The following is a 24,959-nucleotide window of genomic DNA, read 5'->3' on the forward strand; positions in this document are numbered from 1 at the left end:
GTGCCGCCGAAGTTAGCCCCGCCCGCGCTGCCGTGTCGTCCTCCCGCGGGCCGACCCGAAACTGCCCGTGTCCGACCTGAGTAGGACAGCCATGGTGTGCTTGACGACGACGACGCGGCACCCGCGCCGCGCCTACCTTGCCTCCCATGACAACGACGCTCGCGGTCGAAGTGACCGACCTCGTGAAGGTGTATGGAACAGGCGACACCACGGTGCGCGCCCTGGACGGCGTCGGCGTCGCGTTTCCCGCCGGCGAGTTCACCGCGATCATGGGCCCGTCCGGGTCCGGCAAGTCCACGCTGATGCACTGCCTCGCGGGGCTGGACACCGCGACGTCCGGCTCGGTCCGGCTGGGCGGCACGGAGCTGACGGGCCTGTCCGACAAGGCACTGACGCTGCTGCGCCGGGAGCGGGTCGGGTTCATCTTCCAGTCCTTCAACCTGCTGCCGACGCTGACCGCCGAGCAGAACATCCTGCTGCCGTTCGACCTCGCGGGCCGCAGACCCGACCAGCGGCGGTTCGCGCAGGTGGTGTCGGTGCTCGGCCTCGGCGAGCGGCTGCGGCACACGCCCAGTCAGCTGTCCGGCGGTCAGCAGCAGCGGGTGGCGTGCGCCCGGGCGCTGCTCGGCCGGCCCGACGTGGTCTTCGCCGACGAGCCGACCGGCAACCTCGACTCCCGCGCCGGGGCCGACGTCCTGTCCGTCATGCGCCGCAGCGTCCGGGAGCTGGGTCAGACGGTGGTCATGGTGACCCACGACCCCGTCGCCGCCTCCTACGCCGACCGGGTCGTCATGCTCGCCGACGGCCGCATCGTCGACGAGCTGCGCGGCCCCACGCCCGAGGCCGTGCTGGACCTGCTCAAGCGGCTGGGGGCCTGACATGCGACGCACCGCACTGTCCGGGCTGCGGCCGCGCCGCCTCGTGCCCACCGCGCTGGCCATCGTGCTCGCCGTCGGGTTCGTCGCCGGCATCATGATCTTCGGCGACACGACCCGCGCCGCGTTGCTCGACGAATACGCCCGCTCCGCCCGCAACGTCGACCTCGCCGTCACCGCCGCCGACCGCACCCGCCTGCCACTGTCCACAGTGGAGGAGATCGGTCGGCTGGACGGCGTCACCGCCGTCGAAGGCCGTATGGCGGAGCAGGCACCGCTCATCGACCGCGACGGCCGTCTCGTCACCGAGTTCGGCGTGCCCGGCCACGCCGTCGACGTCGGTGACCGCGCCGAGCTGCGCCCCTTCGACCTGCGCACGGGCGGGTTGCCACAGGGCGACGGCGACGCGGCGCTCGACGCCCGCAGCGCCCGGCGCACCGGCTACCAGGTCGGCGACACCATCGCGCTGGTGGGCGCCGACGAGCAGCGGCACGAGTTCCGGCTCGTCGGCATCGTCGACATCACCGGCGTCGACGGCGGCAACGCGTCCACGGTCGTGCTCACCCGGCCGGCGCTCGTGCGGCTCACCGGCGCCGCCGGCTTCCGCGAGGTCGTCGCGACCGTCGCCGACGGTACCGCACCCGCCGCCGTCCGCTCGCACGTCACGGCGCCGGGGAAGGTGCGCACCGGCGACCAGCTGCGGCGCGACCTGGCCCGGGAGGCGTTCAGCCAGATCGACGGCCTGCTCATCGGGTTGCAGCTCTTCGCGGTCGTCGCGGTGCTCGTCGCCGCGCTCGTCATCGCCAACACGTTCAACATCCTGCTCGCCCAGCGCATGCGGGAGACGGCGCTGCTGCGGTGCGTCGGCGCCACCCGCGCGCAGGTGTTCCGGCGGGTCATCGCCGAGGCTGCCGCGGTCGGGTTCACGGGCGCCGCGCTCGGGATCGGTGTCGGCCTCGCGATCGGCTTCGGACTGTCCCGCGGTGGGGCACTGCCGGGCATCGGGCTGCCCACCGGTCGACTGGTTGTCGGTGTTTCGCCGGTACTGGTGGCGCTGCTCCTCGGTGTGGTCCTCACGACCGTGTCGGCGCTGGTGCCCGCGATCCGGGCGACCCGGGTGCCACCGATCGCGGCGCTGCGGATCACGCCGTTCGGGCGCGGTGGCAGCCGGCGCGGGCGGGTCGTACTGGTCATTTCCGCGGCGCTGCTCGTCGTCGCGGGGGTCGCGCTGACCGTGGCCGGGATGCGCACCGGTGATCCGCTGACCGCGATGGTGATCGTCATGGTGGGTGGCACGAGCGTGTTCCTCGCGGTGCTGCTGCTCCTGCCGTTGTTCATCGGGCCGCTGGTGTCCGCGGTCGGATGGCTGCCGGGCCGCCTCGCCGGCGCGCCGGTCCGCCTGGCCGTCGCCAACGCCAGGCGCAACCCGGGCCGCACGGCGGCGACCACGGCCGCGCTGCTCGTGGGGGTCGCGTTGATGGCCGGCGGCAGCACCATCGCCGCGACCGTCAACCGCACCGCCGAAGCTCAGCTCGACAAGGCGTTCCCCGTCGACTACCTGCTCACGCCCGCGGTCACCGGCGGCGACCGGCCGGCGACGGTCCCGGCGGCGGTGACCGCGGGACTGCGCGCCGATCCCGCCTTCGACCTCGTCGTCGCGGTCAGGCAGGACAATGCGAAGAGCACCGGCGGCGGGCTGCTCGTCGGGACCATCGACGAGGCGGCGATCGGCACGGCGTTCCGGCCCGTCGTCGCCGCCGGGCGGCTGACGGACCTGCGGCCCGGGACCGCCGTCGTGGCCAGCGGCTCCGACGCCCTCGCCGGGCGGCGGGTCGGCGACCAGCTCCGGCTGACCGGTCCCGGCGGCCACTCGATCACGGTGACGGTCGCCGCGACGGTCCAGAGCGCGACGCTCGTCGGCGACGTCATGGTCACCGACACCGACTACAGGGCGCTGTTCCCGGCGGCCGTCGGGGACTCGCTCGTCATGGTCCGCGCCGCTGGTGGCGTACCGGCGACGACCGCACGCCACCAGATCGACGCCGCCCTCGCGGCGCACCCGCTGGTCCAGGTCGGCGACCTCAAGGAGTTCCGCGACGAACGCAACAACGCGATCGACCAGATCGTCGCCGTGATCGCCGTCCTCCTCGCGCTGGCGCTGATCATCGCGCTCGTCGGCATCGCCAACACGCTGTCGCTGTCGGTACTGGAGCGGACCCGCGAGTCCGCGTTGCTGCGGGCGCTCGGCCTGACCCGCGGGCAGCTCCGCGTGACGCTGCTCGCCGAGGCGGTGCTGATGGCCGCGGCCGGCGCCGTCGTCGGGGTGGCGTTCGGCCTCGTCTACGGGTTGCTCACCGCGGATGCGGGGTTCGGGGAGGTCGACACCCTGCTCGCGGTCCCGGTCGGGCAGCTGGGAGCGTTCGTCGGGCTCGCGGCGCTCGCGGGCACACTCGCCGCAGTCCTCCCGTCACGCAGAGCGGCAAACGTCGCAGTCGTCGTAGCACTGGCAGATTGAAGACCTATCGTGGACGACGTGTGGAACGGCGAACACCTCCGGCGCATCAGGACCTGGCTGTTCGACGGGGGCCTCGCAGGATCCGTGCTGTACGTGACGGTGATGGAGCGCGGGCTGGAGCCGCCCGTCGTCGCGATCGGGCTCGTCATGGCGGTCGCCATGCTGGCCCGTCGCCGCTATCCGTTGGTCGTCGCCTGCATCGTCTACACGGCGGCGCCGCTGCACCTGCTGTTCGACGACGCGATGCGCCTCTATGACATGGCGGTGCTGATGTCCATGTTCGCCGTCGTCAAGTACCGGCGCCAGCTGTTCTGGGGCATCCTCGCCGGCGTCGGCGCGGGCATCGGCGTCGTCATCGGCGCCGCCGTCGAGGCCCGCAGGACCGACAACTTCGGCACCATCACGTGGATCATCGGCACGCTGACCATCGCTGTGTGGTTCTCCGCGTACGGGGTGAGGACCCGGCTGCTGTACGTGGCGAGCCTCGAGGAGCGGGCCGCCACCCTCGAACGCGAGCGCGACCACCTCGCCCGCCTCGCCGCCGCCGACGAGCGCGCCGCGATCGCCCGAGAGCTGCACGACGTCGTCGCCCACAGCCTGAGCGTGATGATCGTCCAGGCGGACGGCGCCGGGTACACCCTCGACCCGTCCGCGTCGCGGGCCCGCCACGCCCTCGACACGATCGCCGCCACCGGCCGCGACGCCCTCGAGGACATGCGCCGGGTGGTGAGCGTCCTGCGGGGCGCGACCCCCGGCGCGGGGGACGTGTCCAGGCGGCGCGTCGGCCTGGCGGAGCTCGACCGGCTCGTCGAGCGGGCCGGCCTGCGGGTCGAGCTGGAGACGGTGGGCACCCCGGCGGGGTTGAGCGTGGCGGAGGAGCTGACCGCGTACCGCATCGTGCAGGAGTCCCTGACCAACACCCTCCGGCACGCGGGCCCGGACGCGAAGGTGACCCTGCGACTGGAGTACGCGCCCGAGCACATCGTGATCGAGGCCACGGACGACGGCGGCGGCCGGCTGCCCGCCGCCGCGAAAGGCTCGGGCGGTCACGGCCTGATCGGCATGCGGGAGCGGGTCGCGCTGCACGGCGGGACGGTGAGCGCCGGTCCGCGGTTCGACGGAGGGTGGACCGTCACCGCCACGATTCCCAGGACACCACCGCCGGCCGTACCGCAGAGCGAGCCGCCAACGCCTCCGGCAGGCGCGGCCGACGGCGACAGCGCTCCGGCGGCCGACGCCCCAGCGACCGCAGCACGAGCGGCCGGCACCGCGGGGGACACGGCCCGCGCCGATGGACGTCAGGCGGATGCGGCGCGCACGGATGAGGCCGGGACGGACGTAGTGCGTGCGGATGGCGTTGCGGTGGACGCGGCCCGCGCGGACGGAGCTGGTGCGATGCGCGCGGATTGGGTCGAGGCAGATGCAGTGCGAGTGGATGGCATCGTGGTGGACGCAGCGCGTGCAGACGGAGCTGGATCGGACGCGGGGCGCGCGGATGAGGTCGGGATGGGCGTTGTTGGAGACGGTCACCGAGGAGACGGGCGCGGTGGTCGGCAGGGCCGGGGCGGCGGGCTGGGTGTGCTGAAGGTGGGCGCGGTGGGTGGTGGAGGCGCGGTCGGGATGGTGGCCGGGGGCGGGTGGGGCCGGTGATCCGGGTGGTGATCGTCGACGATCAGGAGCTGATCGTCGCTGGGTTCAGGATGGTGCTGTCGGCGCAGGAAGACATGGTGGTGGTGGGGGAGGCGGGTGACGGGGCCGAGGCGTTGCGGTTGCTGCGGCGGGTGGAGGCGGACGTCGTGGTGATGGACATCCGGATGCCGGTGATGGACGGGATCGCGGCGACCGAGGCGCTGTGTGCGCGGCCGGGTGGGCCGCGGGTGCTGATTTTGACGACGTTCGACACGGATGAGGACGCGTTTGCGGCGTTGCAGGCGGGGGCGAGCGGGTTTCAGCTGAAGAACGCGCCGCCGGGGGATCTGCTGGCGGCGATCAGGGCCGTCGCGGGTGGTGAGGCGATGGTGGCGCCCAGGGCGACGCGGAGCCTGCTGGACCGGTTCGCGGGGAAGTTCGTGACGGCGCCGCCGGCGGTTGAGGACCCCGAGGTGTTGCGGCGGCTGGCGAGCCTGACGGACCGGGAGCGGCAGGTGCTGCTGCTGGTGGCCGAAGGGCTGTCCAACCCGGAGATCGGGGAGCGGCTCAACGTGGCGGAGACGACCGTGAAGACGCACGTGGGCCGGGTCCTGCTGAAGCTGGAGGTGCGCGACCGGGTGCAGGCGGTCGTGTTCGCGTACGAGGTCGGGTTGGTCCGGCCGCCCTGATCGGGCGGGGAGGGCCGGGTGCGCCCGAGGTCGGCCCCGCCGACCCGATCGGAGCGGAGAGGGCCGGGTGCGGGCGAGGTCGGGGCGGAGAGGGCCGGGTCCGCGCGTGGTCGGGGCGGAGAGGGCCGGGTGCGGGCGTGGTCGGGGCGGTCGACCTGATCGAGCGGGGAGGCCGGTCCGCGCGTGGTCGGGTCGGTTGACCTGATCGGGCGGGAGGGCTGGATGCGGGCGAGGTCGGGTTGTTCCGAGCCGCCCTGATCGGGCAGGGAAAGCCGGGTGCGCCCGAGGTGGACGCACCCGGTCGGAGCGGGGATCAGGCCGGCAGGCTAGGGGCGGGCGGCCCAGCGTTGGGCGCCGGTGCCGTTGCAGGTCCAGAGCTGGACCTTGGTGCCGTTGGCGGTGCCTGAGGCGTTCACGTCGACGCACTTGCCGGAGCCGGTGCCGGTGATGGAGCCGTTGGCGTTGAAGGTGAACTTCTGGGCGGCGGTGCCGTTGCAGTCCCAGATCTGGATCTTCGTCCCGTCGGCGGTGCCGTTGCCGTTGACGTCGAGGCAGCGGTTGCCGTACACGCGGATCTCGCCGGCGGCGGTGCGGGTCCACTTCTGGTTGGTGCCGCCGTGGCAGTCCCAGATGTGGATCTGGGCGCCGGCGGTGGTGCTGGCGCCGGCGACGTCCATGCAGCGGTTCGACTGCGGGTTGACCAGTGAGACGGCGGTGCCGACCGGTGGGATGGTCGGGGTGAGGCTGCCGGGGACGGACTGGAGGGCGGAGAACCAGCGCGCCCCCATCTTGTCGTAACCGGTGGCGTTCGGGTGCACACCGTCGGCGAGGTCGGCGGTGGTGATGGCGGAGTGCATGTCGACCAGGTGCGTCATCGGACCCTTACCGGCGACGATGCCGGGGATCGCGGCGTTGTAGGCCTGGACGCGGGCCTCCTGCGTCGCGTTGGTCTCGGGGGTGATCTGGGCGACGAAGAGCTCGACCGACGGCGCGTTCGCACGGATCTTGTCGATGAGGGCGGACAGCCGGGCCGGGGCGTTGGCGACGTCGTAGTTCTGGTTCATGTCGTTGGTGCCGATGTGCAGGAGGATGGTGCGCGGCGAGGTCGCCTGCAGCCAGCCGACGATGTTGGCGTCGAGCTGGTCGATCCGCCAGCCTGAGTGGCCCTCGTGGTCGTGGTCGCCGAGGGACGCCGGGCCGTTGAAGCCCGACCCGACGAAGTCGACGGTGTACCCGCCGGCGGCGAGCCGCTGCCACAGGTTGATCCGGTAGCCGCCGGGCACGTTGAACCCGTCGGTGATCGAGTCGCCGAGCGGCATGACGCGGACGCCGCCGTTCGACTCGGCCTGGGCCGGGGCCGCGGGGGACAGGACGAGGCTCGCGAACAGGCCGAGCGCGAGGCCGGCGGCAAGAGCGAGTTTGCGTCGCATGTACTGGTTCCTCTCGTCTGCCGTCCGAGGGCGGTCCACAGCACGGGATGAACCGGGCCGAGCTGCGGCAGCGGACGGTCGCATCGAGTGTTGGCGATGTGGTGACGGTCAGGGGAGCCCAGTGGCGCGGTGGAGCGCCGAGCGGTCGCGCGGCAAAGCCAAGCGGAACGTGAGCGGATGGGTGCTCAAGCCTTGCAAGAACACGTTCGAAAACAGCAAAGATGTGTCTGGATATTGCGCAGCGGTGTTGGTGGAGTTACGGTCCCTCTTGCACCGCCCCGCCAACCGGTGTACAAAAACCCACCCCGCCGTTCGATCGTCACCACCAGCGCCGACCAGCCCGACACCGCCAACTCGCGGCCGGCCGGCTGATGCTTGCGCGGCACGGCCCCGTCGAAAGCGAGCAACACATGTTCCGGTCCACTCGAGGTGCCAGGCGGAAGGGGCGTTTCGTTGCCCTGACCGCGGGCACCACCCTCGCTGCCGCGGGCGTCGTCGTCGGTCTGACGATGTCGCCGGCCGCGGCGGCCGCGACCGGCGGCGTCGGTGCGACGCTGCCCTTTGTCGAGGTGCAGGCGGAGAACGCCACCACCAACGGCACCGTCATCGGCCCGAGCGCCGCCTACAACACCCTCGCCGGTGAGGCGTCCTACCGCAAAGCCGTCACGCTGCAGGGCAGTGGCAAGTACGTCGAGTTCACCACGCCGGTCGCGACGAACTCGATGGTGTTCCGCTACAGCATCCCGGACTCCAGCAACGGCTCGGTGTACACGGCGCCGATCTCGCTGTACATCAACGGGGTCCGGTCCAACAACTTCACGCTGACCAACGCGTACAGCCACTACTACAGCAGCTACCCGTTCAGCAACCAGCCGGGCAGCAACCACCACCACTACTACGACGAGGTCAACCGCCTCTTCCCGCAGGTCTACCCGCAGGGGACGAAGTTCCGCCTGCAGGTCGACGCCGACTCGACCGCCTCGTCGTACACCATTGACCTCGCGGACTTCGAGAACGTCGCCGGTCCGCTGTCGCAGCCGGCCGGCTCGGTGTCGATCACGAGCAAGGGTGCCGACCCGAACGGTGTCAACGACTCCACGTCCGCGATGAACCAGGCGATCGCGTCCGCGGGCGCGGGCGGCACGGTGTGGATCCCGCCGGGCACGTTCAAGATCCAGGGCCACATCGCGGTCAACAACATCACGATCAAGGGTGCCGGCATGTGGCACTCGAAGACGACCGGTGACCGGATCGGGTTCTACGGCAACTACGCGCCGACGCCCAGCTCCAACGTGCACCTGTCGGACTTCTCGATCTTCGGCAACGTGCAGGAGCGCAACGACGCCGACCAGGTCAACGGCATCGGCGGTTCGCTGAGCAACTCCACCGTCACCCGGGTGTGGATCGAGCACACCAAGGTCGGCGCCTGGATGGACGGGCCGTTCACCAACCTGGTGTTCGACCAGATGCGGCTGCGCAACTACAACGCCGACGCGATCAACTTCCACAACGGCGTGACGAACTCGAAGGTCACCAACAGCCACGTCCGCAACCCCGGCGACGACGGCCTGGCAATGTGGGCCGAGCAGAACGCCGACGTGAACAACTCGTTCGACCACAACACGGTCGAGCTGCCCATCCTCGCCAACGGCATCGCGATCTACGGCGGCCACGACAACTTCGTGACCGACAACAGGGTCATCGACGCCGGCCTCAGCCAGGGCGGCGGCATCCACGTCGGGCAGCGCTTCGCGTCCACCCCGATCGGCCGCACCGACGTGCTGCGCAACACCATCATCCGGTCCGGCAACCTCGACCCGAACTGGCAGTTCGGCGTCGGCGCGCTGTGGTTCGACGCCCGTGACGGCGTGATGAACGGCCTGACCAACGTCGACAACATCCTGATCCAGCAGAGCCCGTACGAGGCGATCCAGTTCGTCTCGGGCTCGCAGATCAACAACGTGAAGATCAACAACGCGACGATCCAGAACACCGGCACGTTCGTGGCGCAGCTCCAGGTCGCCGGCGCGGCGACGATCACGAACAGCACCGCCACCGGCACCCAGGGCCCCGCGCCGATCTACAACTGCGGCGCCGGGTTCAACCTCACCGACGGCGGCGGCAACTCCGGCATCTTCGGCTCGACCGCCTGCACGATGCCGACGCCGACGTTCCCGCCGTACCTGCCCGACAACGGCTCCAACATCACCGTCAGCCCGAACGCGCTCGGCTTCGGCTCGGTCGCGACCGGTGGCGCCAGCGCGGCCCAGGCCGTGACCGTCACCAACAGCGGCACCGCGTCGGCCCCGGTCGGCACGATCGCCGTCAGCGGCGACTTCACCCAGACGAACACCTGCGGCACCAGCATCGCCGCCGGCTCGTCCTGCACCGTGAGCGTGACGTTCCGGCCGTCGGCGGCGGGCACCCGCACCGGCAACCTGAGCGTGACCGCCGCAGGCGTCACCAGCACCGTCCCGCTGTCCGGCACGGGTGTGGCACCCGGACCGGTCATCAACGCCGACCCGGGCTCGCTGTCCTTCGCCGGTACGGTGGTGGGCGCGTCCGCCCCGACCCAGACGGTGACCTTCACCAACTCCGGTACCACGGCGGCCACGGTCTCCGGGGTCACCACCAGCGGTGACTACAGCCAGACCAACAACTGCGGCTCCCTCGCGGTCAGCGCCTCCTGCACGGTCACCGTGAAGTTCACCCCGACCGCCTCGGGTGCCCGCACCGGCACGCTGACGGTCACCAGCAACGCCAACAACAGCCCGGCCACGGTCGGCCTGTCCGGCTCCGGCATCGGCACCAACACGAACATCGCCCTCAACCGGCCCGCCACCGCCAGCAGCCAGGTCAACGGCACGCAGGCGGCGACCACGGTCACCGACGGCAACGCCGCCACCTACTGGGAGAGCACCAACAACGCGTTCCCGCAGTGGGTCCAGGTGGACCTGGGCGCGACCACCAGCATCGGCAAGGTCACGCTGAAGCTCCCGCCGGACGCCGCGTGGGCGACCCGCCAGCAGACGCTGTCGGTCCAGGGCAGCACCGACGGCTCCAGCTTCAGCACGATCGTCGGCTCCGCCGCCCAGACGTTCAACCCGGCCAGCGGCAACACGGTCAACCTGACCTTCGGGGCGACGAACACCCGGTACGTCCGCGTCAACATCAGCGCGAACACCGGCTGGCCCGCCGGCCAGGTCGCGGAGCTCGAGGTCTACCCGAGCGGCGGCACCACGCCGACCGCGCCGGTCCTCAGCGCCAACCCGACCGGCCTGACCTTCGCGTCGCAGGCGCTGAACACCACCAGCGGCTCGCAGGCGGTCACGATCAGCAACACGGGCACCGCGGCGGCCACCGTCTCAGGCGTGACCGCCACAGGTGACTACCAGCAGACGAACAACTGCAGCTCGATCGCGGTCGGCGCGTCCTGCGTCGTCAACGTGACCTTCCGGCCCACCGCGTCCGGCACGCGGACCGGCACGCTCACGGTCACCAGCAACGCGCAGAACAGCCCGACCACGGTCTCGCTGACCGGCACCGGCGCCGGGGGCACCACCCCGACCAACCTCGCCGCGGGCAAGCCGACCAGCGAGTCCAGCCACGTCCAGGTGTACGGCTCCGGCAACGTCACCGACGGCGACCAGAACTCCTACTGGGAGAGCAACAACAACGCCTTCCCGCAGTGGGTCCAGGTCGACCTCGGCTCCGCGCAGAGCATCAGCAAGGTGGTCCTGCAGCTGCCCACCTCGTGGGGCGCCCGCAACCAGACCATCCAGGTCGTCGGCAGCACCAACGGCTCGAGCTTCTCGACGCTGAAGGACACCGCGTCCTACGCCTTCACCGGCGGGGCGGGCAACACCGTCACGATCACGTTCCCGGCGCAGACCCAGCGCTACGTCCGGCTGAACATCACCGCCAACTCCGGCTGGCCGGCGGGGCAGATCTCGTCCTTCCAGGTCTGGAACATCTGATCCGCCCGTAGTTCAAAGAGGGGGTGCCGCCGGTCCGGCGGCACCCCCTGCTATTTGCGCTCGCTCAGCAAACGGTCGAGGTCGGACCGCGACGCCGGGGCGCCCTGCCAGCCGTAGTCCATGACCGCCAGGACCGTGTCGCCGCGCCGGACCAGCGCGATGAGGAACGTCTGCTCGCCGAGGTCCGTCTGGTACGTGCGGCTCAGCAGCACCGACTCGTCGCCGCCGAGCTCGCCGATCGAGACCAGCCGGTACCGCAGCGTCAACGGCGCGGAGCCGGGGCCGGCGCGCTCGACCGACGGGCAGCGGGCCAGCATCGCCCGGACCTCGGCGAGGTACTCGCCCGCCCCGCCGGGTCGGTAGGCCGACTCCGTCACACCGGCCCGGGTGGTCGTGGGCGGCGGCGGGACGTACAACGTGAACACCTGAAGCCCGCTGCTACGGCCGATCAGCTTCGCCTCGCTGGGGTGGCGCGTGTCGGGGCACGGCGCGGGCAGCCGCTCGGCGTAGACGCTCACCTCAGGCGGGAAGCAGCCGGCGAGGTGGATCTCGCACGGTTCCCTCGGGACCGCCGTCCGGGAGCCGGCCGGGGTCGGCGGCGGCGCCTGGCCCGCCGGCCGAAGCGCGACGGCGGTGCCGCCGAGCACCGCGAGGACGGCAAGGGTCACCGCGGCGAGTCGCCTGCGGTTGCGGCGGGTACCGGCGCGGCGAAGGTCCGCCGGGTCGGCGAGGACCACCCGGTCGGCGTCCGCACCGAGCGCCGCCAGCCGGTCGATGATCTGGTCATGCATCGCGCTCACCACTCTCCACGGTCAGGGCAAGGGCGGAGCGCCCCCGGGACAGCCACGACTTGACCGTCCCGACCGGCACCCCGGTCTCCGCCGCGATCTCGTCCACCGGCCGGTCCAGCAGGTAGTGCAGGACCAGCGCCCGCCGCTGCGCCGGCGGCAGCTCCCGCAGCATCGCGACGACGAGCAGCGTGTCCTCGCTCGGCGCCGGCGCCACCCCGGCCGGCGGCACCTTCGCCGCGAACAGCCGCCGCACCGCCAGCCGCCGCCACCGGTCCGTGGCCAGCCGGTAGATCACCGAGCGCAGCCAGGCCTCCGCCGAGTCGTACTCGCGCAGGCGGTGCCACCGCTGCCAGGCGCGCACGTACGCCTCCTGGGTCAGGTCCTGGGCGTCGCCGAGGTCACCCGTCAGGCCGAACGCGTAGCGCATCGTGCGGCGCGAGGTCCCGCGGTAGAAGTCGTCGTACGCCTGCCGGGCGTCGCTGCTCATGCCAGTGAACACGGCCGGGCCTGCGGGAAGGTTGCATCGCCTACAGTGCGGTGATGAGGCTCGTCCCGGTCGTGGAGATGGCGACGTCGCAGGCCACGTATCTCAACCTCGACCACGCGACCCTGGTCGCGCCCGTGCACCTCGACACGAAGGCCCGCATGCTCCGCCGCGACCAGGAGACCTGGGCGGTCACCTTCGTGGTCACGGTCGGCGACACGGCGACGGTCTACGCGACGCGCCGTTCGTTCGCTGCCGAACAGGACGCGCTCGCGTGGATCGCCGCCGTGACCGATGTCGTGCGCTGAGCCGGCGCCGCGGCTACCGGCGCCGACCGGCACCGCGGCCACCGGGTTGCCGGCCGGCACCGCAGCTGACCGGTGCCGCCCGGCACCGCAGCTAGCCGGTGCCGCCCGGCAACGCGGCTGCCCGGTGTCGGCCGGCAACGCCGCTAGCCGGTGCCGGCCGGTAACCAGGTCGCCTCGGCGACGGCGCGGGTCGCGGCGTCGGTGTAGACCGCCGTCGCCAGCCACGCCTGGGCGAACGCGCTGCCGTCGTCGCCCGACAGCCGGCCGAACGCGTCCCGGGGCCGGGTGCACGCCGCCTCCGTCAACCGGTCGAGCAGCGCCGCCCCGGCGTCGAACCTGGCCCGCCGCAGCCTCGTCGCGTCGGACGGTCCCCGCCCCGCCGCGAACGTGTGCACGGTCCGCCCGCCCGACACCGTCCGCTCCACCTGCGCCGCCAACAGCCGGAGCACGGGATCACTGTTGGTGTTCGCGGCAGGTGTACGACCGGCGCCCGCCTCCGGAAGCAGCGGGTGGGACTGGGGAAGGTGACTGCTGTGGAGCCGGTCGAACGCCAGGTCCACGTGCCCGCCCTGGCCCGCGGGCAGGTTCCAGCCGGTGCCGTCGACCGGGGCGACCGCGAGCGGCAGCACCGTCCCCGGCCGCGACGGGTCGGGCCGCGCCACCACGAGCAGCTCGAGGCCGGCGGCGCGGCCGAGCAGCCGCAGGTTGTCGCGGTACCCGAGCGCCGGCGAGTCGTCCGCGACCCGTAGCGTCAACGCCGTGCCGTCGGAGGCCGCTGCGCCGCCGGAGGCCGCCGTGCCGCCCGTGGTCGTGGCGTGCACGGCGTCGCCGTCGGTGCCCTCGACGCGGACCGTCAGGAACACCAGGTCGTCGCCGGCCCGGCGGTCCGTCACCGGCTGGCCGAGCGCCGCGAACGCGCGGTGCACCTGCTCGGCGAGCGGCACCGCCCACAGCCCCGCGAGGGGCTCCTCGTGCCAGCCGCACCCGGTCGCCGTCACCGCCCGCACCGACCTGCCCGCACCCAGCTGCCGGGTCGCCGACGCCGTCGCCCCCGACACCACGAGCCCCGCCCGGGTCAGCGCCCGGTGGCTCAGCGCGGTCTCCCCGAGCGCGACGGTCGCGTTGCCCGCCTTGGCGGCCCGTTTGGCGTCGCCGGGCATCAGGTCGGCGATCATCCAGAGCCCGCCGTCGCGGTCCACGACGTACGTCACGACCCCCGCATACCCCGAGTCGGCGAGCACCGCCGTCGTGCACAGCCCGTGCAACCTGAGGCTGCCCTGCAGGTCGTACGCGCGCCGCGCCGCCCCGAGCAGCCCTCCCGACGGTGCGCCCTCCGACCGCAGGCGTTGCAGGACCCCGATCAGCTCCTGCAGCGCGGCCGTCAGGTCGCCGAGCCGGAAGTCGGGGTCGCCGGTCCGCGCCGCCTGGAGCATCGTGGCGACGACCCGCGCGGCGGCCGCCGGCCGGTACACCTTGCACGCCTGCCCCTCGTGCGCCGCCCGCAGCAACGCCGTCCGCGCGACCGTCCCCGACCCGGTGAGCCCGGCGGCGAGCACGTCGACGGCAGCCCGCCACAGGTGCTCGACCGCCGCCCGCTGCTGCACCGTCAACGCCTCGCCCGGCTCCTCCACCTCCGGCACGACCACCGCCTGCGCCGCGACGGCCTGCCCCGCGACGGCCTGTTCGGCGTCGGCCCGCCCCGAGACCGTCTGCCCCGCGACGGGCTGTTCTGCGTCAGCCTGCCCCGCGGCCGCCTGCCCCGCGACGGGCTGTGCCGCGTCGGCGTCGGGCGCCGCTTCGCCGGCCGGGGCCGGATCTCCTTCCACGTGGGAGGGAGCCAGCGCCAGCACGGCCGCCCGGTGCAGGCAGTTGGGGGCGAGCAGGCAGCTGCACGTCGCCCCTTCCGCCGACCGGACGACCCCGCCGTCGGTGACCAGGGTGACGGCGGTCGAGTCGTCGACGGCGACGACGAACGTTCCGTCCGCCTCGGTCACCGGAAGCGCCGCGAAGCGGGTCACCGCCTCGTCGACCTTCTTGCGCAGCCTGGCCGGCAGCGCGTCGACCGCCGCCACCAGCACCGCCTCCGCCACCGGCGGCAGCCCGCCGCTCGCCGTGGTCATGCGCGCACCTTCTCCCCGACCCAGCGGGCCAGCTCCAGGGGGCTCAACGCGGCGACCGGCATGCCGCACGCGACCAGCTGCGACGCCACCGACACCGAGTACCGGGGCCGGCCCGCGTCGTCGAGGCTCGCGCAACCCAGCACGGTCGCCCCCGACTCGACCAGCGAACGCGTCTCCGCGAGCAGCCCGCCGAGCGGGTACCCCTCCTCGAAGTCGCTGACGACCACGACCAGCGTGCGCGACGGCACGGTCACCAGGGACCGCGCGTGCCGCAGCCCGGCCGCGATGTGGGTGCCGCCGCCGACCTGGACCTCGAGCAGCAGCCCCAGCGGGTCGGTGACCCGATCCGTGAGGTCGACGACCTCGGTCGAGAACGCCACGAAGTGCGTCGTCAACGCCGGAACCCCGGCGAGGATCGCCCCGGTCAGCGCCGACCAGATGACCGACGCCTCCATCGACCCGGACACGTCGACCACGAGGACGAGCCGCCAGTCGACGCCGCGGCGCGCCTTGGTGCGGAACACCGGCCGCTCCGGGATGACCTGCACCCGGCCGTCCTCGTCGCGACGGGTCGTGGCCAGGTTGGCCCGCAGGGTCCGCGGCAGGTCGAGCGGCCCGCCCGGCCGGCGGGTCGGCCGCGGCGTTGTGATCCCCGCCAGCGCCGGCCGCAGCCGCGTCGCCAGCTGGCGCGTGAGCTCCTCGACGATCCGCGCGACCAGCGGCCGCAGCCGCGCCACCGACGACTCGGGCATCGCGCCGACCAGCGACAGCACGGTCTGCAGCAGCTCGACCGACGGCGTCACCGCGTCGGGGTCGAGCAGCAGCGCCGCCTCCCGCCGCCCGGACTCCGCGGCACGGGCGAGGACCTCCTCACGGATGCCCGGCCCGAACAACGCCGTCAGCTCCTCCGCCCACTCCCGCACACCGGGGAACGGCGCCTCCCGCCCCGCCCGCCCAGCGGCATCGGCCCGCGCCCCTTCGCCGGTACCGGCACCGTAGAGCTCGTCGAGCGCGGTGGCGTACCGCGCGGCCCCGGGCCCGAGCGCCTCCGACCGCCGCCCGAGCAGCAACCGCCACCGGTCCACTGTGGACAGCGTGCGCCCGCTGTGCTCCGCGGCCTGCCCCGTCTCGGCACCGCCGGCCGTCTCAAGCTGCCCCGTTTCGAGGCTGCCCGTCTCCTCGGGCCGCCCCGTTTCGAGGCTGCCGGTGTCCGCGGGCTGCCCCGTGTCGGACTTCGGGGGCTCCGTGTCCTGCGCCGGTTCGGTGCTGCCGGACTTCGCGGGCTCCGAGGCCGGCGCCGCGGTGGGGACCGTCAGCCCGTACGCGGCGAGCGCCGCCGCTCCGGCCCGGTCGGCGAGCAGCCGTACCAGCAGATCCTCGGCGGACGCGTCGCCGATGTCGCGGGCCGACCCCGCGTCGCCGAGGCGCTGCTCGACGACGGCCAGGAGCCGGTCCCGCCCCGCGGGGCTGACCGCCTGGAAGCCGCCGCGCAACGCCGGCAGCCGGGACAGGAAGTCGTCGTCGGGCAGGGTCTCCACCCGGTCGAGCAGCCCGCCGAGAATCTCCTCACCCGCTTGCAGCAGCGGCTCGGCCGCGGTGAGCAGCCCGCGGAGATGCCCGAGCAGCTTGCGGCGGCCTTCGTCGGCACGAGCGGCGTCGACCCACGAGGCCAGCCGGACCCCCAGCGCCGGCGGCTCCTCGAGGCCGAGCATCACCTGTACCGCACCCGCCGCCGCCGACATGACCGGGCTGCCGTCAGCGACGAGCCGCTCGACCGCGCCGGCGAGCCGCAGCCCCACCCCGGCCGCGTCGGCCCGCTGGGCCAGCGCCACGAGTGCCCGCACGTCGTCGACGGACTCCGAGCCGGCGAGGCCGTCGACCTGGCGTACCGCGGCGGACTCCAGCGACTCGATCACCTGCCCGAGCCCGTCGAGCACGCCGGCGGGCATGCCCGGGACGTGCCCCCGGTCGAGCCGGTCGACGAGCGCGAGCGCCGCCATCAGCTCGTCCAGGCTCGCCGCGGCCGGGACCTCCGCCGCGACCTCCGCCACCCGCTCCCGCGCGAGCGCGACCAGCCCGCACCCTGCCGCGACCGCCAGCCCGTCGATCAGCTGCGCCGACGTGGGCCCGTTGTCGTCCTGCTCGGTGCGGCGCCGGTGCCGCAGTGTGCCCTCGGCCGCCTGCGCGAGGGTGACGCCCCGCATGCCGGCGAGCTCCAGCATCGCCTCGGTCCCGGGCACCCACTGCACCGTCCACCGGGTCGTCAGCGCGTCGGCGCCGCCGGCCCCTTCGACGGCGACCCGTTCCCCGTACGGCACCCGGCACACCTCGAGCTGCCGCAGCGTCACCTCCCGCCGCCGGTCGAGGTCGGACCGCAGCGAGTCGAGCCGCATGTCCCGCGCCTTCTCACCCGCGGCCGGCAGCCGGAGCTCCTTGACGAGCGCCTCCACCGCCGGCCGCAGCCCCGACCTCGGCGTCCCGGGCGCGAGCACCCCCCGCTCGTCGCCGACGAGCACCTGCTCCATCGCCGTCGCGACGACCCGTCCCCGCCCGAGTACCTCCCCGTGCGCGATGACGCTCTGCAGCGCCTCGACGATCTCGCCCCGGCCCGGCGCCGGCAGCGCCCGCAGCCGCGCGAGGTCCGTCGCGAGCCGGAACGCCTCCCGCGCCTCCGCCGGCCCGCTCGGGTGCCCCGCCGCCCGTACCCTGGCGCAGACCTCGACGATCGCACTCAACGCCGCGTGCTCCACCGCCTCGGGCCGCCCGCCCGCCGCGACGACCGCCTGCTGCCACCGAGGGTCCCGGATCCCGGCCGGATAGCCGGATCTGGCGTCCAGCAACGAGAACGCGTACGGCACCAGCGACGTGACGACCTCACGTCCCTTGCCCACCCGCCGCGCGCGAGGAACCGCATCGACGCCGGGCGCCTCCACGGAAGCGCTCCGTGGAGTGGCGTCGGCGACCCCCCGAGGCGCGTCCGAGCCTTCGACGGGAGTGGCCCGAGGCGTGTCCGAACCGTCGATGTGGACGGTCCGGGACGGGACCGAGCCGTCGAGGGTCCGGGTGTGGCCCGGGTCGTCGACGGACTTGTCGACGTCGAGCAGCGCCCATGCGTGGAACGACCCGACCACCGCGGCGACCCGACGTCCTTCGAGCGCCACGAGGTGCCGGCGCATCCACGCTTCCCGCCGCAGGTCGAGCGGCGTCACGTCGCTGCCGGTGTCGTGCCGCATCGCCCACCCGACGAGCAGCGCGGCACGCCGCACCGCCTCGGGCGCCGCGCCGGGGGACCGGGCCTCGACGACCCGGTCCCACATGTCCTCGTCAGGCCGCCCCGTCGCGGCCCGCCGAAGGGCATCCCCGAGGAACCGCATCCCTTCGGGCGCGACAGCGGCGACCACCGGCCGTCCACCCGCAGCAGCCCCGCTCGGAGCCACCCCATCGATGGTCGCCCCGTCCGCAGTCGCTCCGTCCGGAGCAGCCCCGTCGAGGGTCGCCCCGCCTGGAGCCGTCCCGTTTGGAGCTGTCGCAGGTGGAGCGGACCCGGGCGGAGGTGGGCCGTCCGAGGCGGGAGCGTCCAGACCGGGGACCTCGGGGGCAGGGTCGTTGCCCGGGAGGTCCTCGTGCCAGGCGCGGTCGGCGAGGGGCAGGTCGCAGGGGATGACCTCGACGCCGTTGCGGGCCGCCCAGCGCACCGCGACCAGCTCCGGCGAGAAGTCCGCGAACGGGTAGAACGCCGCCGACCCGCTCGGCCCCGCGACCCCGGCCAGGGCGACCGGCGCCGTGGTGGCCGGGTCGGCCAGCCACGGCAGCCAGTCCGCGAACTCCGCCGGCAGCTCCAGCAGCAGCACCTCCGGCCGGGCCGCGTCCAGGAGGTCGTCCATCACGGCGGACAGCGCCGGCGAGTGGTGCCGCACCCCGATGAGGTACGGCGCCGTCGACTCGGCGAGCGCCCGCAACGCCCCGTCCGGCGCCCCGTCCGAAAGCCCGTGCTCCGGAAGCCCGGCCGCGACGCCCTCGCCCGGAAGCCCGCCGCCGTCCGGAAGCGCGCCGCTGCCCGGGAGGCCGTCGTCGGGAAGACGGTCAGGACTGGAGGACATCGCGGAGCTCCCAGAGCTGGGTCCACAGCCGGGACCCCTCCTCGGCGCGGCGGCGGACGGCGCCGTCCCAGTACCCGAGGAGCTTCGCGCCGTCGGCCGGGTCGTCCTTGCACACGACGCCCTGCAGGTGGGCGGGGAGCAGGGACAGGACGTCGCGGTCGCCCGGGAAGTAGGCGGCGGCGAGGCCCAGGGAGGTGGCGACGGCGACCGCCTCGGCGGTGCTCATGACGGTGGAGGGGCGCTCGACCTCCCAGCCCTCCACCGACCGCCCGGCCCGCAGGTCGCGGAACGCGGTGACCAGCGCCTCGAGGACCGCCTCGTCGACGGCGAACGGCGTGCGCACCCGGTCGAGGGCGGCCCTCGCCTGGCGGCCGACGAGCGCGGTCTCCGCGGCCAGGTCGGGGATCGGGCCGACCGTCTCGAAGTTGAAGCGGCGCTTGAGCGCGGCGGACATCTCCGACACGCCGCGGTCGCGGAGGTTCGCGGTCGCGATGAGGGTGAAGCCCGGCGCGGCGTGGATGGTGGCCCCGGCGGTGCCGGACAGCTCGGGCACCGCGATCCGCCGGTCCGACAGGATCGACACCATCGCGTCCTGGACCTCGGGCAGGCAGCGGGTGATCTCCTCGACGCGGGCGACGGCGCCGGCCCGCATCGCGGTGAGGATCGGTGACGGCACGAGCGCCTCGGGGCTGGGGCCGCCGGCGAGGAGCAGCGCGTAGTTCCACCCGTAGCGGAGCTGGTCCTCGGTGGTGCCCGCGGTGCCCTGCACGACCAGCTCGCTGGTGCCGCAGACCGCCGCGGACAGCAGCTCCGACAGCATCGACTTGGCCGTGCCGGGCTCGCCGACGAGCAGCAGCCCACGCTCGCCGGCGAGGGTGACGACGCAGCGCTCGACGAGCGCCCGGTCACCGACGAACTTCCGGGCGATCGCCAGCTTCGCGGGCAGCCCGTCGCCGCGGGCGCCCTTGGGCAGCGTGAGCTCTTTGCCGTCGCTGCCGACGATGAACGTGACCACGGCCCGCGGCGTCAGCCGCCAGCCGGGCGGCCGGGCGCCGTCGTCGTGTGCCGCCAGGAACGCCAGCTCGCCCGCGTGCGCGTGCTCGGCCGGGTCGACCTGCCGGGCGGGACCTGCACCGAGCCCCGCGGGGGCCCCGGTCTCCAACGTGGTGCTCATCGACGCCCTCTCGTGGTGAGTTCTTCGAAGCGGGGGTGGTCGCCGCCGGTGACCCTGGACCAGGCGACGGTGAACAGGTCCGGCGCCGGGGCGACGGGGATGATCGCGCCCAGGCCGGTGACGTCGTCGCCGTCGCGGATGAACAGCGGCAGCTTCCACAGCTCGAACGGCAGGTGCGGGCTGGACAGCGCGACCCAGCCGCCCGGCAGGAACAGCGACCGCCCGGCCCGCGCCCGCTTGGCCTCCACGACCAGGTCGGTCGCGGCGAGCTCGGCGCGGGCCTTCTTCAGGCGGGCCGGCTTCCAGCCCGTCCAGGCCGCGACGTTGCGGTCGGTCGGGTCGGGCAGGGCGAGCAGCTGCAGGTAGAGCGTGGCCGCGTCTGCGCCGAGCCCGTGCTTCGCGGCGACCTCGGCGACCAGGTCGGGCGCGGAGCGGGACGGGTCGTGGTCCGCCTCGGCGCCTTCGGTGACGGTCGACACCGCCGCCGTGGCCCACGCGTCGAGCTGCCCCTTGAGGATCGCGCGCATCGCGACGATGAAACGCGGCGAGCTGCCGAGCTCGGCGAGCAGCGCCGCCAGCCGCGGGTCGTCGGGGCCGGCGAGCCGCGCCGGCCGCAGCAGGATCCGCGGCCAGTGCCGGTCCTGGACGATCGTGTAGAGGCCGGCGTCGCGGACCGTGCCGTCGGTGGTGACCGGCAGCCCGATCTTGGCGATGAACTCGGTCAGGTCGTCCTCGTAGACGGTGCCGAGCGGCACCTCCAGGGCCGGGTCGGCGAGGCGTTGCTTGACGAGGTCGAGCACCCGGGGCAGGTTGACGCGCAGGGCGTGCCCGGCGGGGAGCCGCCGCACCAGCCACGGGATGCTGCGGGTGACGGCCTTGAGCAGGTCGTCGAGGCTGACCTCGTCGGCGGCGCCCTGCAGCCAGCGGCACGTCTCGGGGTTGGCGAGCCCGTGCACGAACGCCGACGCGCGGACGCCGGAGGTGATCCGGGCCTTGCGCACCTCGACGATGAGCGCGTCGTCGAGCGGGGTCCGGGTGCCGTGCCGCGCCACGTGCCACGCGCCGATCGACTCGACCGACGGCCCCTCGGCCCACAGCAGGGACGGGTCCGAGGGCAGCATCGCCATGGCGAGCGTGCGGCGCTCGGCGCGGGAGAGGGCGTCGCGGTCGCTGACGGCACCCTCCATCGCGTCGTCGGTCAGGGCCGGGTCGATCTCCCACTCGGCCGGCTGGTCCTCCTGCCAGTACTTGGCCGAGATCGGGTCGGCGAGCAGGACCGCCGCGTCGGCGAGGGTGACGCCGGCCGCCGCGGACACCGCCGGGACGAGCTCGGGACGCCACGGCAGCCGGCCGCGCTCCCGGGCCGTCGCGACGAACGCGGTGAGCCGCTCGGTGTCCCACCCGCCCGGGTCGAGCACGTGCTCGGCGGTGATGGCGTGGCCGGCGACCGCGCCGAACCGTCCGCCGGGGGAGTACTCGACCGCCTGGACCTCACCGTCGGAGGTGTCGGTGCGCAGCACGACCAGCCGCCGGTCGCCGGAGTCGATGACGTCGCCGACCTTCGGCATCGCGGCGCGGTCGTCGGCCTTCAGCCAGAGCCGCCGCAGCCGCCCGCCGGGTGCGAGCAGCCCCGACTCGGCGATCACGTCGAACAGGCCGAGCAGGTGGGTGTGACGCTCGGCGGAGATCAGCGGCGCCACGGCGCGGTACAGGACGGCGGGCAGCGCCCCGACGACGTAGAACCAGTCGAGGTCGGCCTGCTGCGCGATCGGTGCGATCGGCCGCTGCGGCTCCCGGCCGACGAGCACGGCGCCGACGTTGCTGAACAGGTTGGCCGCGACGTGGCTGTAGTCGTAGCAGCTGGGGATCAGGCCATACAGCGCCGCGTTGAGCGTGCGGTCGTCGGGCAGGTGGGCGTCGGGGTCCTCCTGCACCGGCTGGCCGGCGATCGCCGCGGTCGCGGTCGTCAGCTCGACGAGCCGTGCCGTGGAGCGGGCCGCCTGCTTGACGATCCCGGCGATCCCGGCGACGAGCTGCGCCGCGGCCACCTCTGGGAAGGCCTCGCCGACGAGCTTGCGCGCCGCGTCGGCGTCGACCTTCGCGTCGGGGCCGACGAGGTCGACGACGGCGGCGAGGAGCCGCGCCGCCTGCTCGTCGGTGACGGCCCGCAGCGCCGCCGAGCCGGCCTCGTCGCGGACCCGCAGGTAGTGCCAGTAGGTCGGCGGGGGCATCAGGCGGGTGCCCTCCCGGAACGGGTCCTGCTTCAGGTTGGTCTTCAGGGTGGCGATCTCCGCGCCGTCCTGGGCGCAGAGCACGATCCTGTTGTCCCGCCACGACTCCTGGTACACCATGCCGTAGACGGTGTCGGAGCCCGGGAACCGGATCGCGCCGACCTGCCGGCCGTGCCGCCGGTTTCCCCGCTCGAACTTCTCGGGCAGCGTGAACGTGCGGCCGTCGACGCCCGTGCCGACCTCCGTGCCGGACCCGGTGGTGCGCACGCGCCAGCCGACGAGGCCGTCGCGCTGCCCGAGCGGGCTGGACGCGGCCTGCGGCGGCGCCGGCATCAGCCGGGACCGGCCGTGCTGCAGGGACTGGCCGTCGACGGCGTCGGCCTCGAAGAACGCCGGCAGCGACTGCCGGCCGACGGCGCCGGTGGCCGGGTCGAACTCGTGCCAGCGCCAGCTCTCGTCGGCGACCTGGGCGAGCGTCCAGTAGTGCTGGCCGTCGCCGCAGATCCCCGACCGCTCCTGCGCGGACCGGTCGCCGACGCGCAACGGCCGGCCACCGGCGGTGCGGCCGCCGCCGGGCAGGGCGAGCGACAGGTACGTGTTGGCGTTGAACGCCTCGTCGGGCGTGGTGAACACGTCGTCGGCGGTGCCGCTCCAGTAGCCGGCGCGCTCCTCGCCCTTGTCCCAGCTGACCAGCAGCTGGCCGTCGACGAAGCGCAGGACCGTGCTCCACTCGTAGCGCCGCTGGTCGGCGGGGATGCGCAGCGTGTGCTCCAGCTCGACGCCGTCGGGGCCGACGACGGCGATCTGGTCACCGGCGCGGACCACCAGCTGCGGCCACTGGCGCAGCAGGCGCACCTTCGCGTCATACGTGTCGTCGTCGGACTCGATCGCGCTGTCGCCGATCAGCGACTCGACGGCGGCCTCCAGGGCGGGCCAGCCGAACTCGTCGAAGACCCCGGCGCGCAGCGTGGCGGCGAGGACGGGGCCGAGGTCGTGCTCGGTGATGCGGCGCACCGCCTCCGGGTTGACCGCGAGACCTTCCGGGCAGGCGACCAGCGAGAGCCGCTTGAGCTGGTCGTCGATGCCGGGCAGGCCCTGCTCGACGACGCTGTCGGCGAGCCCGTCCATCCACCAGTGCAGTGCGGTGCGCAGCCCCGGCACGGCCACGACCGCCGCGACCTCCTCGGGCTGCGTGGTGCTGCTGCGCCAGCTCGGGCGCAGGTGGTCCTCGATGCTGGCCGCGACCTTCGGCAGCAGGTCGGGGTGCGCGACGACGTGGGTGAGGTCGCGGCGGCCCGCGGCGTCGTCCTTGAGCCACTGCTCGACGGCGCAGCGGGCGTTGGCGGTGACCTCGCCGAGCGGCACCCCGAGCTCCAGGCACAGGTCGGCGACGTCGAGGTCGACATAGTGCGAGGAGAGCAGGTCGACCGGGGCGCCGTCGGCCTTGAGCCGCTCGGCCATCCGGGTCACGAGCGCGGCCTGCGCCGCCAGCCGCTTGCGGCGCCAGCCGGAGCGGTGCCGGTCGAGCCGGGTCAGCCAGCCGGCCGGACCGTCGGCGGGCTCGGCCTCGGCCGGCGTGCTGCCGGCGGGGCCGGTGAGCGCCTCGGTCGCGCCGGACTCGTCGAGGATCTCCAGCCAGGTCTCGTCGGGGCAGTTGCCGGGGAACATCGTCAGCAGCTGGCCGCGGACCGCCGGGTCCTGCCGGGCGACGGAGACGAGCGTCGCACGGTACGCCGTCCAGAAGCCGCCGGGCGCGCGGACGATCGACGTGGCGGTGAGCAGGATCCGCAGCAGCGCCTCCTCCTCGTCCTGGCCGAGCTTCGCCGCCTTCGCGAGGCGCCGCAGGTCGGTGTGCATCGACGCATAGGGCGGCATCCCGCCGAGGGTCCGCTCCACGCACAGGCGGCGGAAGCGCTCATACGCCGTCGCCGCGTCGGCGCGCGCCGCGAGGTCGCGGGCATAGGCCGACAGGGCCTTCGCGGTCAGCGCGCCGGCGAGCGCGAACTCCAGGAAGACCGTGTGCTGCCGGTCCTCGTCGATCTTCAGGGCGAACGCCCGCTCGGCGTCGCGGGCCTTGCCGAACATCGACGCCGCATAGGTGGGGCTGTCGGCGGCGAGGAACGCCCGCGCGGCCTCCTCGTAGAACGTCGGCAGGAAGTGCGGCACCGAGCGGGCGAGACGGTCGCCGAGCTCGACGAAGCCGTCGCGGGCCGGGCCGATCCGCGACTTCGCGATCCGCACGAGCCGCTCGATGTCCTTCACGAGGGCCAGGGCGTGGTGCCCGTTGGCAGGGTCGTTGACGAGCGCCCACGCGGGGAACCCGAGCGCCTGCTGGCGCACGACGCCGACCTCGGCGACGGACTCGGGCGCGGCGAACCCGAGGAACTCCATGGTCAGGTCCTCGGCCGCGCCGAGCGTGCCCGGGACCAGCCGCACCACGGTCCGGTCGCCGAGCACGGGGTGCCGGTAGGCCCGGGTGGTCAGTGTGTCGATCGTGTCCTGCGCCGCGCCCGCCGCGGAGGGCAGCACCGCGCCGGCATCCAGCAGAGCCTCGTCGGTCATGCCGTCACCTCCGCTTCGCTCCGGCGCCGGCCTGACCCGACACCGCGTCCATGATTCGCGGCTCCTCCGCTGCG

The 24,959-nt window shown here is 73.9% G+C and carries 13 protein-coding genes; 6 read left to right on the forward strand and 7 right to left on the reverse strand.

From position 1 onward, the window contains the following. Positions 1-146 precede the first annotated feature (146 nt). From ABD332_RS25380 to ABD332_RS25395, 4 genes are read left to right on the forward strand one after another with little or no spacing between them, the layout of a single operon-like run. The gene (locus ABD332_RS25380; protein WP_344504598.1) at positions 147-878 is read left to right on the forward strand and encodes an ABC transporter ATP-binding protein; all 732 of its coding nucleotides are present in this window, start codon (positions 147-149) and stop codon (positions 876-878) included. A 1-nt stretch (position 879) separates the two neighbouring features. Continuing rightward, positions 880-3,390 (forward strand): FtsX-like permease family protein, encoded by a 2,511-nt coding sequence (locus ABD332_RS25385; RefSeq protein ID WP_344504599.1) that lies wholly within the window; start codon positions 880-882, stop codon positions 3,388-3,390. Positions 3,391-3,399: 9 nt separating this feature from the next. Further along, positions 3,400-5,040, forward strand: coding sequence for a sensor histidine kinase (locus ABD332_RS25390; RefSeq protein ID WP_344504600.1), 1,641 nt, complete (start codon positions 3,400-3,402; stop codon positions 5,038-5,040). Next, a complete protein-coding gene (locus ABD332_RS25395; protein WP_344504601.1) occupies positions 5,037-5,708 on the forward strand; it encodes a response regulator in 672 nt (223 codons plus the stop codon). Before ABD332_RS25390 ends, ABD332_RS25395 begins: the two co-directional genes overlap by 4 nt. Before the next feature lie 326 nt (positions 5,709-6,034). Here ABD332_RS25395 and ABD332_RS25400 read toward each other — a convergent pair whose 3' ends face one another. After that, positions 6,035-7,138: an RICIN domain-containing protein gene (locus ABD332_RS25400; protein ID WP_344504602.1), complete on the reverse strand. Its 1,104-nt coding sequence runs from the start codon at positions 7,136-7,138 to the stop codon at positions 6,035-6,037. Between the two features lie 410 nt (positions 7,139-7,548). Between ABD332_RS25400 and ABD332_RS25405 the strand changes: the two genes are divergently transcribed. Beyond that, positions 7,549-11,115: a choice-of-anchor D domain-containing protein gene (locus tag ABD332_RS25405; protein ID WP_344504603.1), complete on the forward strand. Its 3,567-nt coding sequence runs from the start codon at positions 7,549-7,551 to the stop codon at positions 11,113-11,115. 50 nt (positions 11,116-11,165) lie between these two features. Here the strand turns inward: ABD332_RS25405 and ABD332_RS25410 are convergent, their stop codons facing one another. Continuing rightward, the gene (locus tag ABD332_RS25410) at positions 11,166-11,906 is read right to left on the reverse strand and encodes a hypothetical protein (protein WP_344504605.1); all 741 of its coding nucleotides are present in this window, start codon (positions 11,904-11,906) and stop codon (positions 11,166-11,168) included. Further along, on the reverse strand, positions 11,899-12,393 hold the full coding sequence (locus ABD332_RS25415) for a SigE family RNA polymerase sigma factor (RefSeq protein WP_344504606.1): 495 nt from the start codon (positions 12,391-12,393) through the stop codon (positions 11,899-11,901). Before ABD332_RS25415 ends, ABD332_RS25410 begins: the two co-directional genes overlap by 8 nt. Before the next feature lie 53 nt (positions 12,394-12,446). Here ABD332_RS25415 and ABD332_RS25420 point away from each other — a divergent pair, with 53 nt between their 5' ends. Further along, positions 12,447-12,698, forward strand: a complete 252-nt coding sequence (locus tag ABD332_RS25420) for a hypothetical protein (protein WP_344504607.1) — start codon at positions 12,447-12,449, stop codon at positions 12,696-12,698. Between the two features lie 143 nt (positions 12,699-12,841). On the opposite strand, the gene ABD332_RS25425 is transcribed toward ABD332_RS25420, so the two are convergent. The 4 genes from ABD332_RS25425 to ABD332_RS25440 are packed head-to-tail and all read right to left on the reverse strand — an operon-like array spanning position 12,842 to position 24,885. Then, positions 12,842-14,818 (reverse strand): hypothetical protein, encoded by a 1,977-nt coding sequence (locus ABD332_RS25425; protein ID WP_344504608.1) that lies wholly within the window; start codon positions 14,816-14,818, stop codon positions 12,842-12,844. Then, the gene (locus ABD332_RS25430) at positions 14,815-18,918 is read right to left on the reverse strand and encodes a vWA domain-containing protein (RefSeq protein WP_344504609.1); all 4,104 of its coding nucleotides are present in this window, start codon (positions 18,916-18,918) and stop codon (positions 14,815-14,817) included. The genes ABD332_RS25425 and ABD332_RS25430 overlap by 4 nt, the downstream gene beginning before the upstream one ends. Further along, entirely contained in the window at positions 18,902-20,092 is a 1,191-nt protein-coding gene (locus ABD332_RS25435) for an ATP-binding protein (protein WP_344504610.1), read from the reverse strand. Before ABD332_RS25435 ends, ABD332_RS25430 begins: the two co-directional genes overlap by 17 nt. Next, positions 20,089-24,885 carry a hypothetical protein gene (locus ABD332_RS25440; protein ID WP_344504611.1) on the reverse strand — a complete coding sequence of 1,599 codons (4,797 nt, stop codon included), beginning with the start codon at positions 24,883-24,885 and terminating at the stop codon, positions 20,089-20,091. Before ABD332_RS25440 ends, ABD332_RS25435 begins: the two co-directional genes overlap by 4 nt. Between the last annotated feature and the right edge of the window lie 74 nt (positions 24,886-24,959).

The sequence above is a fragment of the Dactylosporangium maewongense genome (assembly GCF_039531485.1).
Classification (GTDB): Bacteria; Actinomycetota; Actinomycetes; order Mycobacteriales; family Micromonosporaceae; genus Dactylosporangium; species Dactylosporangium maewongense.

Excerpts from the sequence above, each read along its gene's own strand:
- ABD332_RS25380 (WP_344504598.1), top strand. The coding sequence starts at position 147 with ATGACAACGACGCTCGCGGTCGAAGTGACCGACCTCGTGAAGGTGTAT.
- ABD332_RS25385 (WP_344504599.1), top strand. The coding sequence starts at position 880 with ATGCGACGCACCGCACTGTCCGGGCTGCGGCCGCGCCGCCTCGTGCCC.
- ABD332_RS25400 (WP_344504602.1), bottom strand. The coding sequence starts at position 7,138 with ATGCGACGCAAACTCGCTCTTGCCGCCGGCCTCGCGCTCGGCCTGTTC.
- ABD332_RS25405 (WP_344504603.1), top strand. The coding sequence starts at position 7,549 with ATGTTCCGGTCCACTCGAGGTGCCAGGCGGAAGGGGCGTTTCGTTGCC.
- ABD332_RS25410 (WP_344504605.1), bottom strand. The coding sequence starts at position 11,906 with ATGCATGACCAGATCATCGACCGGCTGGCGGCGCTCGGTGCGGACGCC.
- ABD332_RS25415 (WP_344504606.1), bottom strand. The coding sequence starts at position 12,393 with ATGAGCAGCGACGCCCGGCAGGCGTACGACGACTTCTACCGCGGGACC.
- ABD332_RS25420 (WP_344504607.1), top strand. The coding sequence starts at position 12,447 with ATGAGGCTCGTCCCGGTCGTGGAGATGGCGACGTCGCAGGCCACGTAT.
- ABD332_RS25425 (WP_344504608.1), bottom strand. The coding sequence starts at position 14,818 with ATGACCACGGCGAGCGGCGGGCTGCCGCCGGTGGCGGAGGCGGTGCTG.
- ABD332_RS25430 (WP_344504609.1), bottom strand. The coding sequence starts at position 18,918 with ATGTCCTCCAGTCCTGACCGTCTTCCCGACGACGGCCTCCCGGGCAGC.
- ABD332_RS25435 (WP_344504610.1), bottom strand. The coding sequence starts at position 20,092 with ATGAGCACCACGTTGGAGACCGGGGCCCCCGCGGGGCTCGGTGCAGGT.
- ABD332_RS25440 (WP_344504611.1), bottom strand. The coding sequence starts at position 24,885 with ATGACCGACGAGGCTCTGCTGGATGCCGGCGCGGTGCTGCCCTCCGCG.